The 17058-nt window shown below is 39.1% G+C and carries 16 protein-coding genes, 1 tRNA gene and 1 other annotated feature; of the genes, 8 read left to right on the top strand and 9 right to left on the bottom strand.

What is annotated here, in order from left to right; translation table 11 throughout:
* Position 1 precedes the first annotated feature (1 nt).
* The 6 genes from ruvB to aspS all read right to left on the bottom strand — a co-directional run bounded on the left by ruvB (position 2) and on the right by aspS (position 5327).
* Positions 2-1009 carry a Holliday junction branch migration DNA helicase RuvB gene (ruvB, locus tag AAX18_RS04515; protein WP_046953112.1) on the bottom strand — a complete coding sequence of 336 codons (1008 nt, stop codon included), beginning with the start codon at positions 1007-1009 and terminating at the stop codon, positions 2-4.
* Between the two features lie 7 nt (positions 1010-1016).
* Positions 1017-1631 carry a Holliday junction branch migration protein RuvA gene (gene ruvA, locus AAX18_RS04510; RefSeq protein WP_005628534.1) on the bottom strand — a complete coding sequence of 205 codons (615 nt, stop codon included), beginning with the start codon at positions 1629-1631 and terminating at the stop codon, positions 1017-1019.
* 62 nt (positions 1632-1693) lie between these two features.
* Positions 1694-2266: a crossover junction endodeoxyribonuclease RuvC gene (gene ruvC / locus AAX18_RS04505; RefSeq protein ID WP_005628536.1), complete on the bottom strand. Its 573-nt coding sequence runs from the start codon at positions 2264-2266 to the stop codon at positions 1694-1696.
* Positions 2267-2312: 46 nt separating this feature from the next.
* The gene (locus AAX18_RS04500) at positions 2313-3053 is read right to left on the bottom strand and encodes a YebC/PmpR family DNA-binding transcriptional regulator (protein WP_005637404.1); all 741 of its coding nucleotides are present in this window, start codon (positions 3051-3053) and stop codon (positions 2313-2315) included.
* A 12-nt stretch (positions 3054-3065) separates the two neighbouring features.
* Positions 3066-3539 (bottom strand): dihydroneopterin triphosphate diphosphatase, encoded by a 474-nt coding sequence (gene nudB / locus AAX18_RS04495; protein WP_046953111.1) that lies wholly within the window; start codon positions 3537-3539, stop codon positions 3066-3068.
* A gap of 21 nt (positions 3540-3560) precedes the next feature.
* Positions 3561-5327, bottom strand: a complete 1767-nt coding sequence (gene aspS / locus AAX18_RS04490; protein ID WP_046953110.1) for an aspartate--tRNA ligase — start codon at positions 5325-5327, stop codon at positions 3561-3563.
* 197 nt (positions 5328-5524) lie between these two features.
* On the opposite strand from aspS, the gene cmoA reads away from it, so the two are divergent.
* The 5 genes from cmoA (at position 5525) to priC (ending at position 9784) form a co-directional block, all read left to right on the top strand.
* The gene (gene cmoA, locus AAX18_RS04485; protein ID WP_046953109.1) at positions 5525-6247 is read left to right on the top strand and encodes a carboxy-S-adenosyl-L-methionine synthase CmoA; all 723 of its coding nucleotides are present in this window, start codon (positions 5525-5527) and stop codon (positions 6245-6247) included.
* A 74-nt stretch (positions 6248-6321) separates the two neighbouring features.
* Positions 6322-6729 carry a lactoylglutathione lyase gene (gloA, locus tag AAX18_RS04480; protein ID WP_046953108.1) on the top strand — a complete coding sequence of 136 codons (408 nt, stop codon included), beginning with the start codon at positions 6322-6324 and terminating at the stop codon, positions 6727-6729.
* A gap of 73 nt (positions 6730-6802) precedes the next feature.
* A complete protein-coding gene (rnt, locus tag AAX18_RS04475; protein ID WP_005628550.1) occupies positions 6803-7480 on the top strand; it encodes a ribonuclease T in 678 nt (225 codons plus the stop codon).
* Between the two features lie 106 nt (positions 7481-7586).
* Positions 7587-7708, top strand: a sequence feature (His leader region).
* Between the two features lie 103 nt (positions 7709-7811).
* A complete protein-coding gene (locus tag AAX18_RS04470; protein ID WP_046953107.1) occupies positions 7812-9164 on the top strand; it encodes a Na+/H+ antiporter family protein in 1353 nt (450 codons plus the stop codon).
* A 32-nt stretch (positions 9165-9196) separates the two neighbouring features.
* A complete protein-coding gene (gene priC / locus AAX18_RS04465) occupies positions 9197-9784 on the top strand; it encodes a primosomal replication protein PriC (protein ID WP_046953106.1) in 588 nt (195 codons plus the stop codon).
* Between the two features lie 51 nt (positions 9785-9835).
* On the opposite strand, the gene AAX18_RS04460 is transcribed toward priC, so the two are convergent.
* Both AAX18_RS04460 and rne read right to left on the bottom strand, forming a co-directional pair.
* Positions 9836-9925: transfer RNA gene (locus AAX18_RS04460), tRNA-Ser, on the bottom strand.
* Positions 9926-10077: 152 nt separating this feature from the next.
* Complete coding sequence (gene rne / locus AAX18_RS04455) at positions 10078-12891, bottom strand: ribonuclease E (RefSeq protein WP_046953105.1); 2814 nt, start codon at positions 12889-12891, stop codon at positions 10078-10080.
* 411 nt (positions 12892-13302) lie between these two features.
* On the opposite strand from rne, the gene rluC reads away from it, so the two are divergent.
* The 3 genes from rluC (at position 13303) to hflX (ending at position 16014) form a co-directional block, all read left to right on the top strand.
* Complete coding sequence (rluC, locus tag AAX18_RS04450; protein WP_046942173.1) at positions 13303-14271, top strand: 23S rRNA pseudouridine(955/2504/2580) synthase RluC; 969 nt, start codon at positions 13303-13305, stop codon at positions 14269-14271.
* A gap of 91 nt (positions 14272-14362) precedes the next feature.
* On the top strand, positions 14363-14638 hold the full coding sequence (gene hfq / locus AAX18_RS04445; protein WP_005645681.1) for an RNA chaperone Hfq: 276 nt from the start codon (positions 14363-14365) through the stop codon (positions 14636-14638).
* A 14-nt stretch (positions 14639-14652) separates the two neighbouring features.
* The gene (hflX, locus tag AAX18_RS04440) at positions 14653-16014 is read left to right on the top strand and encodes a ribosome rescue GTPase HflX (RefSeq protein WP_046953104.1); all 1362 of its coding nucleotides are present in this window, start codon (positions 14653-14655) and stop codon (positions 16012-16014) included.
* Positions 16015-16025: 11 nt separating this feature from the next.
* On the opposite strand, the gene AAX18_RS04435 is transcribed toward hflX, so the two are convergent.
* Complete coding sequence (locus tag AAX18_RS04435; protein WP_046953103.1) at positions 16026-16982, bottom strand: sigma 54-interacting transcriptional regulator; 957 nt, start codon at positions 16980-16982, stop codon at positions 16026-16028.
* Positions 16983-17058 lie beyond the last annotated feature (76 nt).

Raw genomic sequence — 17058 nt, 5'->3', positions numbered from 1 at the left:
TCTAGTCTGATAATTTCTGCAGACCGAAATGGCGATAAGTTTGCGATGTTGCAATACGTCCACGTGGCGTTCTTTGTAGAAACCCCTGTTGAATCAAATAAGGCTCTAACACATCCTCAATAGTATCGCGTTCTTCACCAATTGCAGCAGCAAGATTATCCAATCCTACAGGCCCGCCGTCAAAACGCTCAATAACTGCAGACAATAATTTTCTATCTAAATAATCAAATCCGGCATCATCTACATCTAGCATTGAAAGCGCTTGTTTTGCCACATCTACAGAAATTACTCCCCCATTACGTACATCTGCATAATCACGCACGCGTCGTAATAAACGGTTTGCAATTCGAGGCGTGCCTCGTGAACGACGAGCTATCTCAAAAGCGGCTTGCTGTTCTAATTCAAGATTCAAACACCCCGCACTTCTTGCAACGATAGATGTTAAATCTTCTACAGAATAGAATTCCAAACGTTGTACAATACCAAAACGATCACGCAATGGCGAAGTCAAAGAACCCGCTCTTGTCGTCGCGCCAACCAAAGTAAAAGGTGGCAAATCTAATTTAATAGAACGCGCAGCAGGCCCTTCACCAATCATAATATCCAATTGATAATCTTCCATTGCTGGATAAAGGACTTCTTCAATTGCAGGGGAAAGTCGATGAATTTCATCAATAAATAACACATCGTGCGGTTCAAGATTAGTTAGCATTGCAGCCAAATCTCCCGCTTTTTCTAATACTGGCCCAGATGTCGTACGAATATTCACGCCCATTTCATTTGCCACAATATTAGCAAGAGTGGTTTTTCCTAAACCTGGAGGGCCAAAAATCAATAAATGATCTAAGGCATCTTGACGTAGTTTGGCTGCCTTGATGAAAATATCCATTTGCTCGCGCACTTGCGGCTGCCCAACATAATCTGCTAATAATTTCGGACGAATAGCGCGGTCAATAACATCTTCATCAAGTTTAGCTTGCCCGCTAATAATTCTATCTGCTTCAATCATGTCTCACCTACAGTGCGGCTTTTAAAGCTTCGCGAATAACTTGCTCACTGGTTAATTCTGGCTTAGCAACTCGTTTCACCATTTTTTCTGCTTCTGCAGGTTTATAACCTAAAGCAATCAAGGCTGAAATAGCTTCATCAGATGAATTTTCTACACGCGATTCAATAGATGGAAGTGACGGAATATGAGTACTTTCTACAAAGAAATCACTTTGTTTTACGCCTTTAAATTTACCTTTGAGCTCAACTAACAAACGTTCACCTGTTTTTTTGCCAACTCCTGGAATTTTAGTGAGTTTAGAGAGCTCTTCTCTCTCAATTGCGTAAGCAAATTGTTCGACTGACATGGCGGATAAAATCGCTAAGGCTAATTTAGGCCCCACCCCATTTGTTTTAATTAATTCACGAAATAAAGTGCGGTCTGTTTTCTGAGCAAATCCAAAAAGTAAATGAGCATCTTCACGAACAACAAGATGGGTGAATAAAGTAGTTTCTTGTCCAATTTCTGGTAAATCATAGAAACTCGTCATAGGCAAAAGCAATTCATAGCCTACGCCTTGCACATTGAGTAAAATTTCTGGAGGTTGTTTTTCTAAAAGAATGCCTTGTAAGCGACCGATCATAATTCTTCCGAATGATAAAAAACGTAACGCATAGAATAAAATAAAACTGGACGAACATCCAGTTAAATTTTTAATCTAAAGCGTCCTCGACTATATCTGGTCTTTAAAAGTGCGGTCATTTTTTCTTGCGTTTCTGTCATTTTCACAGAATTGGCAATATGTAAAGAATGTTGAATAGAATGAGCGTGTGTAATCGCGATAGCCAATGCATCCGCGGCATCGGCTTGAGGTTTATCTGACAACTTCAAAATACGAGTCACCATTTCTTGCACTTGCACTTTATCTGCGGAACCAATGCCCACAACCGTTTGTTTGACTAAACGTGCGGCATATTCAAAAACAGGTAAATCATGATTTACCGCGGCAACAATCGCCGTACCACGAGCCTGCCCGAGTTTCAAAGCTGAATCCGCATTCTTCGCCATAAACACTTGCTCAATCGCAAACATATCAGGTTGAAATTGCGTGATGATTTCAGTTACTCCAGCATAAATACGTTTCAAACGGGTTGGTAAATCTTCAACTTGAGTACGAATTGCGCCACTGCCAAGATATTCCAAATGTCTTCCTGTTTGACGAATCACACCATAACCAGTTACGCGAGAACCTGGGTCAATACCTAAAATAATGCTCATAATTTCTATAAAAAATGGGTAATTAAATTACCCATTTATTGCATTATTAAAGTTGAGATGCCACTTCGTCACTGATTTCACCGTTGTGATATACGTTTTGTACGTCATCACAATCTTCCAACATATCAATTAAACGAAGTAATTTTGGTGCAGTTTCAATATCAAGATCAACGGTTGTTGATGGAATCATCGTCACTTCAGCTTCTTGAACTTTAAAGCCAGCTGCTTCAATGCCATCACGTACTGAACCTAAATCTTCCCAAGCAGTATAGATTTCAAATGAACCATCATCTTGTGGTTGAATATCATCAGCACCCGCTTCTATAGCCGCTTCAGTTAACGCATCTTCATCTGCTTGTTCAATTAAAATTAAACCTTTTTTGCTAAATAAATAACCAACAGAACCTTCTGTTCCCAAGTTACCACCACATTTAGTAAAACTAGGGCGCACTTGTGAGATCGTACGGTTTGCATTATCACTTAAACATTCAACCATAACCGCTGTACCGCCTGGGCCATAGCCTTCATAGATTTTGGTTTCCATATTGGTGTCATCGCCACCACCTACGCCACGATCAATAGCGCGGTTGATAGTATCGCGTGTCATATTGTTGCTAAGCGCTTTATCTACTGCTGCACGTAAACGCGGGTTAGCACTCACATCGCCACCACCAATTTTAGCTGCGGTAACAAGTTCACGAATTAATTTAGTAAAAATTTTACCGCGTTGTGCATCTTGTGCTGCTTTGCGGTGTTTAATATTAGCCCACTTACTATGGCCTGCCATGTTGTTTTCCTTCTATTTATCTTTAAGAATATATTTTCTAATTGCTTCCGCGTTATTGGAAGATTTTGTCATTTGGATTGCTTGTTCAGGGGAACCCCATTGATATGCCAAATGCTCACTTAATACTGGTTCGAATTCTTGCTCCATTGCCAATAAAAACCAATGTTCACGGCAATGCGTCACATTCGGTGCGTATTTATATCGGAAATGTGGAAAAATTTCAAATTCTATGCTCTCTTTGCAATCAAAAAATGCGGTGGAATTTTCTGAAATTTCTAACCGTACTTCTTCCCAAAGCTCACGAATTGCTGTTTTTTTTGGTGTTTCACCACTTTCAATGGTGCCAGTAACAGACTGCCAAAAATCAGGATCATCTTGGCGTTGGAGCATTAAAACTCGGTTTGTATCTTTAGCGTAAATTACAACGAGAACCGATTGATTATTTTTATATTGCATCATTAAAAATGCGGCCAAATCTGACCGCACTTCATTCCTAATATTTCAAACTTATTCTGCTTTAACGACAGAAATTGCCAACTCACCCAACGCCTGCGGATTCGCAAAACTTGGTGCTTCTGTCATTAAACACGCTGCCGCGGTTGTTTTCGGGAATGCAATCACATCGCGGATATTTTCAGTGCCTGTTAAAAGCATGGTTAAACGGTCTAAACCAAATGCTAAACCTGCATGTGGCGGTGTACCGAATTTTAATGCATCTAATAAGAAACCAAATTTTTCACGTTGTTCTTGTTCGTTAATACCAAGAATGCGGAATACAGTTTGTTGCATTTTCGGATCGAAAATACGGACGGAACCACCACCTACTTCATAGCCATTAATAACCATATCGTAAGCATTTGCTACCGCATCGCTTGGATTCGCTTCTAATTGTTCTGGCGTAAAATCTTTTGGTGAAGTGAATGGGTGGTGCATTGCTGCGAGATTACCCTCTTCATCACGTTCAAACATTGGGAAATCAATCACCCAAAGCGGTTGCCATTCGTCTAAACGAGTTAAGCCAAGATCACGGCCTAATTTCAAACGCAATGCGCCCATTGCATCAGTAGTGGTTTGCCATTTATCTGCACCGAAGAATAAGATATCTCCAGTTTGAGCTTTCACACGTTCAGCTAATGCTTTCCATACATCTTCATTTAAGAATTTCGCAATAGGGCTTTGTACGCCTTCAAGACCAGCATTGATGTCGTTTACTTTTGCCCAAGCTAAACCTTTCGCACCATAAATACCAACAAATTGTGTATATTCATCAATTTGTTTACGAGTGATTTCAGTACCATTTGGTACACGAATGACTGCCACACGACCATTTGGATTGTTTGCAGGCTCATTAAATACTTTAAATTCAACATCTTTAACGATATCAGCCACATCGACTAGTTCAAGCGGATTACGCAAATCTGGTTTATCTGAACCAAAACGAGTCATCGCTTCTTGCCAGGTCATTTGTGGGAATTTACCTAAATCCACACCAATGATATTTTGCCATAAACCGTGTACCATACGTTCCATAATTTCACGCACTTCTGGTGCGGTTAAGAAAGAGGTTTCCACATCGATTTGAGTAAACTCAGGCTGACGGTCTGCACGTAAGTCTTCATCACGGAAACATTTCACGATTTGATAATAACGATCAAAACCAGACATCATTAAAAGCTGTTTGAACAGTTGTGGTGATTGAGGTAATGCATAGAATTTGCCTTTATGTACACGACTTGGCACTAAATAGTCACGCGCACCTTCTGGCGTTGCTTTGGTAAGCATTGGGGTTTCAATATCAAGGAAACCATTGTCATCCATAAAACGACGCACAAAGCTGGTGATTTTTGCACGGGTTTTCAAACGTTGCGCCATTTCCGGGCGACGCAAATCTAAATAACGATATTTTAAACGTTGTTCTTCTGTGTTGTTTTGGTTGAAGTCTAATGGTAAAACGTCAGAAGCGTTGTAGATGCGTAATTCTTTCGCCAATACTTCTACTTCGCCTGTCGCCATATTTTTATTAACTTGATTGTCAGGACGCGCGATCACTTCACCTTTAATTTGAATACAAAATTCATTACGTAAGCCTGAAGCTGCTGTTAACGCTTCTTGATATTTAGGGTCAAAACAAACTTGTACGACACCATCGCGATCACGCATATCAATAAAAATTAAACCACCTAAATCGCGACGACGGTGAACCCAACCGCTTAATGTTACTTCTTGTCCAATATGGTTGCGGTTTAATGCACCGCAATAATGTGTACGCATCATATTCAATTCCTTAACTTTCTATAAAAATGGAAAAATACTGCAGAATTATACGGAAAAAGGTGCGTCTTTTAAATCTTAAACGGAAATTTATTTGACCCCTTGAAAACTTTCCTTAAAATGACCGCACTTTTTAAATATTTTCTAATTCGTAGGGTGTGGAAAAGTGAAAAACACACATACTCCACACAATGTAAACCATGAAAGATACTATTTTTTCTGCTCCAATTGAAAAACTCGGCGATTTTACCTTTGATGAAAACGTTGCTGAAGTCTTTCCAGATATGATTCAACGATCCGTACCTGGCTACTCCAACATTATCACGGCGATTGGTATGTTGGCTGAGCGTTTTGTGACTGCTGACAGCCAAGTCTATGATTTAGGCTGTTCACGCGGTGCGGCAGCTCTTTCTATGCGACGTAATATTAAACAACCGAATGTGAAAATTATCGGTGTCGATAATTCTCTGCCAATGGTGGAACGCTGCCGTCAGCACGTTGCGGCTTATCATAGTGATGTACCCGTAGAAATTCTTTGCGATGATATTCGTCAAATTGAAATTAAGAACGCCTCAATGGTAGTGCTCAACTTCACATTGCAATTTTTACCACCAGAAGATCGTGTAGCCTTGCTCACAAAAATCTACCAAGGTTTAAACCCAAACGGTGTGTTGGTGCTCTCTGAAAAATTCCGTTTTGAAGATGAAAAAGTGAATGAGTTGCTTATTGATCTCCATCACCAATTCAAACGTGCTAACGGTTACAGTGAGCTTGAAGTGAGCCAAAAACGCACTGCACTTGAAAATGTCATGCATACTGATTCTATCGAAACACACAAAGTGCGGTTAAAAAACGTAGGATTTTCACAAGTAGAACTTTGGTTCCAATGCTTTAATTTTGGCTCGATGATTGCAGTTAAATAATTCATAACAAATTTATTTAATTCAATTTTTTTATGGCATAATGCCCGCACTTTTATCAAAAAAGGATTAAACCAATGCGAATTTTACACACTATGTTACGCGTGGGCGATTTAGATCGTTCAATCAAATTTTATCAAGATGTTTTAGGTATGAGCTTATTACGCACAAGTGAAAACCCAGAATACAAATATACGCTGGCTTTTTTAGGTTACGAAGATGGCGAAAGTGCGGCAGAAATTGAATTAACATACAACTGGGGAGTAGATAAATATGAACATGGCACTGCATATGGACATATCGCTATCGGCGTGGATGATATTTATGCGACTTGTGAAGCCGTTCGTGCAAGCGGTGGTAACGTTACTCGCGAAGCAGGGCCAGTGAAAGGTGGCTCAACCGTCATTGCTTTTGTTGAAGATCCAGATGGTTATAAAATTGAATTTATCGAAAACAAAAGTACTAAATCTGGTTTAGGCAACTAAAGTGCGGTCAATTTTTATTGTATTTTTAATAACGTAGGGATTCCTACGTTATTTTATTTTTAAGAGATAGATTATGTCCGATTCTCAAGAAATCCCTTATCACAACCAATTAAAAAATCGCTTTCGTGGCTATTTCCCCGTCATCATTGATGTTGAAACTGCAGGTTTTGATGCAAAAAAAGATGCATTACTCGAACTAGCCGCAATCACATTAAAAATGGATGAACATGGTTATTTGCATCCTGATCAGAAATGCCATTTTCATATCGAGCCTTTTGAAGGGGCAAATATTAATCCAGAATCCTTGAAATTTAATGGCATTGATATTCATAATCCATTACGTGGTGCGGTGTCTGAACTCGATGCAATCACAGGGTTATTTCAAATGGTACGTCGAGGACAAAAAGATGCAGATTGCCAACGTTCTATCATTGTGGCGCACAATGCTGCTTTTGACCAAAGTTTTGTGATGGCTGCCGCTGAACGTACCGGCGTAAAGCGTAATCCCTTCCACCCTTTTGGGATGTTTGACACGGCAAGTTTAGCGGGCTTAATGTTTGGTCAGACTGTTCTCGTTAAGGCCTGTCTTGCCGCTAAAATCCCATTTGATGGGAAACAAGCGCACTCTGCGTTATACGACACCGAACGTACAGCAGAATTATTCTGTTATATGGTCAATCATTTAAAAGATTTAGGTGGCTTCCCACATATTGCGTCTGAACTAGAACAGGAAAAAACAACTGAAAAATAGACCGCACTTTAAGAAAAATAAAAAAGTGGTTGCAATAGTTTTATTTTTCCAGTAGTTTAAAAGCAATTCTTATTTGGAGATAAAAAATGAACATTATCCGTCGTCACCATCATCACCATTCAACTGAATAATCTTTCAGGTTTTTGGTGTGCTTGGAAGATTTCTTCCGAGCTGACAGGATAATAAAAATCTTACCCCTCGGAAGGCAACTTTCGAGGGGTTTTGTTTTGTTACTACACAGGAGTCATCAATGCAACGACATTATTATTTATTCGACAATCAAAAATTTTAAAGTAAAGTATTCACTATTTAATTCACAAGGAAAAATACAATGTTAACAAATCCCGTTGTTATTTCGATTATCGTTTTACTAGCACTAAGTTTGCTACGTATTAACGTAATTATTGCGTTAGTTATTGCCGCACTCACTGCCGGACTCTGTGGCGGTCTAGGTTTAAGCAAAACAATTGAAACCTTCACTGGAGGTTTAGGTGGCGGCGCAGAAGTCGCGATGAACTATGCGATGCTTGGTGCATTCGCGATTGCGATTTCTAAATCAGGTATTACCGATTTAATTGCCTATAAGATCATCACTAAAATGAATAAAACACCAAGTTCCAGCAACTTAACTTGGTTTAAATATTTAATTTTTGGTGTATTGGTATTATTCGCCATTTCTTCACAGAACTTACTTCCTGTACACATTGCTTTTATTCCAATCGTCGTGCCGCCGTTACTTTCTATTTTTAATCGTCTAAAAATAGACCGTCGCGCTGTAACCTGCGTACTTACATTCGGTTTAACCGCAACTTATATGTTACTTCCTGTAGGGTTTGGTAAAATCTTTATCGAAAGTATTTTAGTAAAAAACATCAATCAAGCTGGGGCTGCTCTAGGTTTACAAACCAATGTTGCTCAAGTATCCCTCGCGATGTTATTGCCTGTAATTGGTATGATTTTAGGGTTGCTCACCGCAATATTCATCACTTATCGCAAACCAAGAGAATATGATGTAACTATTCAAGAGCCAACCACAAAAGAAATTGAAGCGCACATCGCAAACATAAAACCAAAACAAATCACTGCAAGTTTAATCGCCATTGTAGCGACCTTCGCAACACAATTAGTGACAAGTTCGACTATTATTGGTGGTTTAGTTGGGATAGTCATTTTCGTAATATTTGGCATTTTCAAACTGAAAGAAAGTAACGATATCTTCCAACAAGGTTTACGTTTAATGGCTATGATTGGATTTGTTATGATTGCGGCATCCGGTTTCGCTAATGTTATTAATGCCACAACGGGCGTAACAGATTTAGTTCAAAGCTTAAGTAACGGAGCGATTCAAAGTAAAGGTTTGGCCGCATTCTTAATGTTACTGGTCGGATTGTTGATTACAATGGGAATTGGTTCATCATTCTCAACGGTGCCAATCATTGCTTCTATCTACGTACCGCTTTGTTTATCTTTTGGTTTCTCACCATTAGCTACCGTTTCAATCGTTGGTGTTGCAGCCGCCTTAGGAGACGCCGGTTCCCCTGCATCTGACTCCACCTTAGGTCCAACATCAGGTTTAAATATGGATGGTAAACACGACCACATTTGGGACTCTGTTGTACCCACTTTCCTACACTACAATATTCCATTATTAGCGTTTGGCTGGATTGCAGCAATGTACCTTTAACGATTATAATCCCCCGACCTGGGGGATTTTTTATGACAGTTCAACAACTTATCCAGATTTTAGATCAAAAAGTTCAGAGACTTTGTGAAGCTCATTTATCCAAACGAGAAGAAAAAATCTTCGCCAAATTTGACCGCACTTTGTTTAGTGAAAATGGACAAAATGTTTCCTTTTATCTAAAGGAAATCAATCAAACGCTAGATAGAATAAAGACATTAGCATCTAACGATCTTAATCATTATAATTTTCTGGCAGAGCGTTTACTCGCTCAATGTTCCGTTCTTTCGGAAGCTTTAGCTCGTAAGAATACTTACCTAACTGTATCCCAAACAACAACGAAACAAACCATTCAAAAATCTCAACATAGCATTCATAAATTACCGCCAAGAGAACGGTTGGAAAAATACTATGAAGCATTAGAACGCTTGAATAAACTTTATCAACAACATAAAGATTTGGCGCAGGAAGAAAAAAATAATGATGAAAAAATACGTTATACTCAACTTGCAGAAGGTTATAAAAAACGCCAGCAAAAATGCCAAGAGGCAATAGATCTTTTAGAAGAATATTTGGTATTTAAAGAAGAATTAGGAAACCGTGAAAATACGGAAAATAGATGATGAGAAATAAAAAAACTAATTCTCTCGAATTAATTAACTTTAAAAAGTTGATGGCGGAGGAATAGGGATTCGAACCCTAGGAGGGCGTAAACCCTCGCCGGTTTTCAAGACCGGTGCCTTCAACCACTCGACCATTCCTCCGTGATTTAATGCAGACGCATAATACGTTTTTTGAGAAAGACCGTCAAGCAGAAATCATCTCGTTTTTATCAAGTGATTATTTTTACTGCAACCTCAAAATAAAAAGAATTGACGTAATAAACATCACGCCAATTCTAATTTTTTATTTTAAATTACTCTGATTTTGCTCGGGTAGGCTCAGAATATACATGGCTAATCGCACAATGATGTCCAGCCGCCCCTTTACCGTAAAAATAATAACGAGAATCTTGCCATTCAATAATTGGGAAAGCATCTGGCATTTCATCACTCGCTTTAGCCAAAGTCATCTCTGCTTTTGTATGAGTAACTGAAGAAATAGTACCTAAACGCCCATTAAACTCATAAGTACGAACAAAGGCTGGTTCATTTACAGTTTCATGCTCATTTACGGTAATCGTTGACTCAATAGACTCAATTGTTTCTTGAGATTTATGAGAATTTAAACGCTCTAGAGATTCTTGTACTTTTTTCTGTACAGATTCATTAGCGGGCTGAGTAATAAAATCTAATGCTGGTTTTACTTCAAGAGATTTTTCTTCAACCACAATCCCCATTGCTGGCGTGATAAAACCTTTTTTAGTTTTCTCTTGCTCGAGCAATTCATCCACAGATAAGAAATTATTTTCTTTCGGAGTATTCACTGTTGAATAGTCCACCCACACTTTTCCACTTGCCAATTCAGGTGAAGCCACTGCAGCAAATAATGGCATTGGCGATTTTGGCTCTTGATTACGGCGACGACGTTGATTATTCGCTGCACGTAAATGACGTGGAGTGCGGCGTTGACGATCTTGACGTTCAGAACGTTCTTGGTTTTGACGAACTGGTTTTTCATCATCTTGAACGGCCTGAACTTCGACAACATCCACTTCTGGCATTTGTTCAACAATGCTTTCGTTATTTTCAACAGAAATCTCATTGTCTTCAACACGCACGCGTTTACGTAAATCTCGACGTTGACGGCGTTGAGTCACTTGCTCAGTTTTTTCATCTTGAGCCTCAAAAACCGGTGTAGAATTTACCGCATTTTCAGCGATGCTTTCTTCCACTAAGTTACGGCGCGGACGGCGTTGATTACGCTCGCGGATATTACGAACTTGTTCTTCGGTTCTTTCCGTTTCGTTATTTTCAGAACGTGGTCGACGAGAAGTACGGCGATCCTGTGGACGACGTTGATTACGATTAGAATTGCGCGAAGTGCGGTTATTTTTTGGTTTATTTTCTTCGGATTCAGAAGCAAATAAACCTTTAATTTTCGCAATAATTTTCGCTAACAAAGACGGTTCATTCGATTTACGCTCAACTGGAGTCGGGGCTGCTTCAGAAATAGAAAGTGCCACTGCCGCACTTTCAACTGCTGGTTGTTCAGCAACAACAGTTGTTTCCACATTACGAGAAACAAGAGATTCCTCGGTGCTTTCATCTTTCTCACAGTGAATTTTCGCTAAGTTATAGCTCAATTCATTCACCTCTTCGCCATCGCGTAAGCGGAAAACGCTAAAGTGCGGTGTTTCCATTGCTTCATTTGGCGCAACAATCACATCTACATTGTGACGTTTTTCAATATTGCTTATTGCTTTACGTTTTTCGTTAAGAAGATAAGAAGCAATTTGTACAGGCACAATCGTATGTACTTGCTTAGTATTTTCTTTTAACGCTTCTTCCTCGATTAAACGCAAGATAGACAAGGAAAGTGATTCGTTATCACGCACTTTACCTGTTCCTTGACAACGAGGACAAATGTGATGTGAAGATTCACCTAATGAAGGGCTTAAACGCTGACGTGACATTTCTAACAAACCGAAACGAGAAATTCGGCTAATTTGAATACGAGCACGATCTTGGCGAACGGCATCACGAATACGATTTTCTACTTCACGTTGGTGACGAACTGGCGTCATATCAATGAAATCGATAACAACTAAACCACCTAAGTCACGCAAACGTAATTGACGCGCAATTTCATCTGCCGCTTCAAGGTTAGTATTTAATGCCGTTTCTTCAATATCGCCACCACGAGTAGAACGCGCGGAGTTAATATCAATAGCAGTTAAGGCTTCAGTTACATCAATAACGATTGAACCGCCAGAAGGTAAACGCACTTCACGTTGGAATGCTGACTCGATTTGAGATTCGATCTGATAATGGCTGAAAAGAGGCACTTCGCCTTGATAAAGTTTCACACGATTAATGAAATCTGGGCGAACCAGTTTGATATGCTCTTTTGCTTTTTCAAACACTTTCGGGCTATCAATAAGGATCTCACCAATATCACGACGCAAATAATCACGAATAGCACGTACAATCACATCACTTTCTTGGTGAATCAAGAAAGGTGCTGGACGATTTTGAGATGCTTGTTTAATCGCTTCCCAATGGTGAAGTAAAACTTTTAAGTCCCACTGCAACTCTTCTGGAGATTTACCCACACCTGCAGTACGAACAATCAAGCCCACACCTTCAGGCACATCTAATGAACTTAATGCCTCTTTTAATTCAGTGCGCTCATCCCCTTCGATACGACGAGAGATCCCACCGGCACGCGGATTATTTGGCATAATAACCAAATAACTACCCGCAAGAGAAACGAAAGTAGTTAAGGCTGCACCTTTGTTTCCGCGTTCTTCTTTATTAACTTGAACGATAACTTCTTGGCCTTCGCTCAAGATATCGCGAATATTCGGACGACCTTGGAAAACATAATCATCGGGAAAATATTCACGAGCAATTTCTTTTAATGGTAAAAAACCATGACGTTCTGCACCATAATCCACAAAAGCCGCTTCTAAGCTTGGCTCAACGCGAGTAATTTTCCCTTTGTAGATATTCGCTTTTTTTTGCTCATGTCCTGGGCTTTCAATATCCAGGTCAAATAAGCGCTGTCCGTCAACAAGCGCTACACGCAGCTCTTCTTTTTGAGTCGCATTAATTAACATTCTTTTCATTGTCAATTCTCTTATTAAATATTTTAAAAGACCTCAAAATAAACCGCACTTTGCTTCGTTATCGACCTCGTGTTTCTCGCGCCAGTCAATCTCACGACTGTATGTTGCTGGGTGCATTGATAACGTTATTAAGCATAAACGTTTGCTTAATAAAACAACGCGATATTCCACACGCGTTGCAAGCGGCTAATTTATTTTAAGAAAAATGTTGATTATCAATGTCTTATGCCGATTGCTGCATTGAGTTTTCACCAACAAAACTTATCCTTTTTTACGCAAATTCTTAGGCGCAAAAAGACGCCCTATTATCCATAGAAAACGATTAATTAGCAAGGTGAATATTACGTTCATAGAGTTACGTTAATAGCGCCTTTATGATATGATTCGCGACAATTTTCAAAAGGAAAAAAGATGACTGAACAAAACGAAAAAATCATTAATTCATCAGTAAAAATGCTGACAATTAGTGAAGATGAAAGTGGCCAACGTATCGATAATTATTTATTAGCAAAACTCAAAGGCGTACCCAAAAGTTTAATTTATCGTATTGTGCGTAAAGGTGAAGTGCGGGTAAATAAAGGCCGTATTAAGCCAGAATATAAACTGCAAACAGGTGATATTGTTCGCGTTCCGCCAGTGCGTGTGGCTGAAAAAAACGACGCATCGATTTCAAAAAACCTCAATAAAGTCGCCGCACTTGAAAATCAAATTTTGTTTGAAGATGATTGTTTGATTGTTTTAAATAAACCTTCAGGAATCGCTGTGCATGGTGGAAGTGGTTTAAATTTTGGCGTGATTGAAGCCTTGCGAGCACTGCGTCCAGAAGCACGCTTTTTAGAACTAGTTCATCGTTTGGATCGCGATACATCAGGCATTTTATTAATTGCGAAAAAACGTTCAGCATTACGTAATTTGCATGAACAACTTCGCGTAAAAACTGTTCAAAAAGATTATTTAGCGTTAGTACGTGGGCAATGGCAATCCCATGTAAAAGTTGTTCAAGCACCGCTTTTGAAAAATGAATTATCCAGCGGAGAGCGCATTGTGCGTGTCAGTGAGCAAGGTAAACCATCTGAAACCCGATTTAGCATTGAAGAACGCTATACAAATGCTACGCTTGTGAAGGCTTCACCAGTAACTGGGCGTACACATCAAATTCGTGTACATACACAATATGCAGGACATCCCATTGCATTAGATGATAAATATGGTGATAAAGATTTTGATAAACAAATGAGCGAATTGGGATTGAACCGTTTGTTCTTACATGCCTTTTCAATTCGATTTGAGCATCCTAAAAATGGTGAAACGCTACGCTTTAATGCACCACTAGATCATAAAATGAAAGCAATTTTGCAAAAGTTACGGGAAAGCAAATAGACAACATTTGTGTTTATTGCTACACTTGCGTGCGGAGACAACTCGTTTCTATCATCAAAATTTCATAATAACGACAACAAAGGATAGCAAAATGGCAAAAGGACAATCTTTACAAGATCCTTATTTAAATGCGCTTCGTCGCGAACGCATTCCTGTATCAATCTACCTTGTAAACGGAATCAAACTTCAAGGTCAAATTGAATCATTCGATCAATTCGTGATTTTATTAAAAAACACTGTGAACCAAATGGTATATAAACACGCAATTTCAACTGTTGTGCCTGCGCGCTCTGTTTCTCATCACAATAGCAACCATCATGTAGCAACAACTGAAGCCGTTGAAAGCGTGGAAACTCAAGCAGAATAATCACAGCTCCATCAATGGATAATCAATATTTATTAAGTGCGGTTGAAAATTCTCATGAAATTTCAACCGCACTTTCTTCATCCCAACAATCTGAAAAAACACGTGATACCGCCATCGTGGTTCACGTTTTCTTTGCGCAAGATAAAAACACTGACGATCTACAAGAGTTTTTGCTACTCGCTGATTCTGCCAACGTAGATGTATTGGATACAATCACGACCAGTCGCACCACTCCTCAAGCTAAATATTTTGTAGGTGAGGGAAAAGCTCAAGAAATTGCAGATGCGGTGCAATCACATAATGCTGATGTTGTGCTTTTTAACCATCAATTAACTCCAGCACAAACACGTAACTTAGAAAGTTTGTGTCATTGTCGAGTGGTCGATCGCACTGGCGTCATTTTAGATATTTTCGCCCAACGAGCACGTTCTCATGAGGGGAAATTACAGGTTGAACTTGCGCAACTAAAACACTTATCCACTCGATTAGTTCGTCGCAAAACAGGCTTAGATCAACAAAAAGGTGCGGTAGGATTACGCGGGCCAGGTGAAACTCAGTTAGAAACAGATCGTCGCTTGATTAAAGTGCGCATTTCTCAATTACAAAATCGCTTGGCAAAAGTAGAGAAACAGCGTAATCAAAATCGCCAAACGCGCCAAAAAGCAGACATTCCAACGATTTCACTTGTTGGCTACACCAATGCAGGAAAATCAACCTTATTTAATCGTTTAACCAATGCAGAGGTTTATGCTGCAGATCAGCTTTTTGCAACATTAGATCCCACTTTACGAAAATTACAGATTCAAGATGTAGGTACAGCAATTTTAGCGGATACGGTAGGATTTGTTCGACAGCTTCCGCATGATCTTGTTTCAGCCTTTAAATCGACTTTACAAGAAACGGTAGAAGCCAGCTTATTACTCCATGTGATTGATGCCGCTGACTTACGAAAACAAGAAAATATCGATGCCGTCAATGATGTGCTAGAAGAAATTGGTGCTGGAGAAGTTCCTGTTCTATTGGTATATAACAAAATTGATTTGTTGGAAAATGTTGCGCCGCATATCGAATACAATGATGAAAATCAGCCTGTTGTAGTCTATCTCTCCGCTCAAAACAAGCTAGGTATTCAGTTATTGTTTGAAGCCATTAAAGTGCGGTTAAAAAACGAGATACTTTCTCTTTCTTTAATTTTACAACCACACGAAGGCAAACTTCGCCATACTTTTTATCACCTTGATTGTGTACGCCATGAACAAATCTCTGAACAAGGCGAATTCTTGTTAGATATACAGATTGATAAGATTATGTGGTTAAAGTTATGTAAGCAATTTTCTAGATTAGCGGATATTAAAATACAATCTGAGAATGCCTAATTTATAGAAAATTATTTTCCAATCCCATATTGTTTCAATTTATTCGCAATCGCAGTATGCGAAACGCCTAAACGCTGAGCTAATTTTCTCGTGCTTGGATATTCTGTATAAAATAATTTTAGAACTTGTGCCTCATAAGAACCGATGATTTCATCTAAGGTTTTATTTTCAAATTCATCCAAAGAAATCACCGCACTTTGTGGAGGAGCAAGATTTAAAATTTCGATAGTTAAATGATTATCTTGTACCAGAGAGCAGGCACGATAAAGGGTGTTATAAAGCTCACGAACATTCCCTTTCCAATCATATTTCTGCAAATAAAGAAGAAAATCTTTATCGAAAGTTGGTTTTTCAATTTTTAATTCTTCACTGATTTCCTGTAAAAAACCTTGTGCCAGTGGCTCAATATCTGCCATGCGATCTCGTAATGGTGGCACATTAATAGTGAGAACATTTAAGCGATGAAACAAATCAGCACGTACTTTACCTTGCTCAACAAGCAAATGGAGTGGAACCTGTGATGTGCAAATCACTCGTAAGTTTGCATGATGCTCCTTCTCTTCACCCACTCGGCGGAAAGATCCATCTGTTAAAAAACGCAATAATTTAGCCTGCAAACCCAATGAAAGTTCAGCAATACCATCTAGTAATACAGTTCCCTCATTCGCGTATTCAAAAAAACCGATGGTTTCACTGTCTCCGACTTTTCGACCAAACATTTCACTTTCCGCATCTTCATCAGGCAACCCCGCACAATTTACTGCGATAAATTTTTTATCTCGACGTAAACTCTGATAATGGCAGGCTTTCGCTAGCAAATCTTTTCCACTCCCAGTTTCACCCTGAATCAATAAAGGCGCATCAAACATAGCAAAACGTTTCGCGTTTTCTACCGCACTTTTCATAGATTCACTTTGCACAATAAAACAATCAAAAGGATTTTGTGGATTAAATTTGAAACTGGTCATATATCAGAAATGTAGGGAAAATAAGATTGGATTATGATAGTTTTTTCACATAAAAGTGTAAATATTATTTTACACA

It is taken from the genome of Haemophilus haemolyticus, from assembly GCF_001008205.1.
Taxonomy (GTDB): Bacteria; Pseudomonadota; Gammaproteobacteria; order Enterobacterales; family Pasteurellaceae; genus Haemophilus; species Haemophilus haemolyticus_Q.
The sequence above is the reverse complement of the archived record's forward strand: the minus strand, read 5'-3'. Positions and strand labels throughout refer to the sequence as shown.

Excerpts from the sequence above, each read along its gene's own strand:
- aspS (WP_046953110.1), bottom strand. The coding sequence starts at position 5,327 with ATGATGCGTACACATTATTGCGGTGCATTAAACCGCAACCATATTGGA.
- hflX (WP_046953104.1), top strand. The coding sequence starts at position 14,653 with ATGGATAATCAATATTTATTAAGTGCGGTTGAAAATTCTCATGAAATT.
- AAX18_RS04500 (WP_005637404.1), bottom strand. The coding sequence starts at position 3,053 with ATGGCAGGCCATAGTAAGTGGGCTAATATTAAACACCGCAAAGCAGCA.
- rne (WP_046953105.1), bottom strand. The coding sequence starts at position 12,891 with ATGAAAAGAATGTTAATTAATGCGACTCAAAAAGAAGAGCTGCGTGTA.
- cmoA (WP_046953109.1), top strand. The coding sequence starts at position 5,525 with ATGAAAGATACTATTTTTTCTGCTCCAATTGAAAAACTCGGCGATTTT.
- rluC (WP_046942173.1), top strand. The coding sequence starts at position 13,303 with ATGACTGAACAAAACGAAAAAATCATTAATTCATCAGTAAAAATGCTG.
- gloA (WP_046953108.1), top strand. The coding sequence starts at position 6,322 with ATGCGAATTTTACACACTATGTTACGCGTGGGCGATTTAGATCGTTCA.
- rnt (WP_005628550.1), top strand. The coding sequence starts at position 6,803 with ATGTCCGATTCTCAAGAAATCCCTTATCACAACCAATTAAAAAATCGC.
- hfq (WP_005645681.1), top strand. The coding sequence starts at position 14,363 with ATGGCAAAAGGACAATCTTTACAAGATCCTTATTTAAATGCGCTTCGT.
- AAX18_RS04470 (WP_046953107.1), top strand. The coding sequence starts at position 7,812 with ATGTTAACAAATCCCGTTGTTATTTCGATTATCGTTTTACTAGCACTA.
- ruvC (WP_005628536.1), bottom strand. The coding sequence starts at position 2,266 with ATGAGCATTATTTTAGGTATTGACCCAGGTTCTCGCGTAACTGGTTAT.
- AAX18_RS04435 (WP_046953103.1), bottom strand. The coding sequence starts at position 16,982 with ATGACCAGTTTCAAATTTAATCCACAAAATCCTTTTGATTGTTTTATT.
- ruvB (WP_046953112.1), bottom strand. The coding sequence starts at position 1,009 with ATGATTGAAGCAGATAGAATTATTAGCGGGCAAGCTAAACTTGATGAA.
- ruvA (WP_005628534.1), bottom strand. The coding sequence starts at position 1,631 with ATGATCGGTCGCTTACAAGGCATTCTTTTAGAAAAACAACCTCCAGAA.
- priC (WP_046953106.1), top strand. The coding sequence starts at position 9,197 with ATGACAGTTCAACAACTTATCCAGATTTTAGATCAAAAAGTTCAGAGA.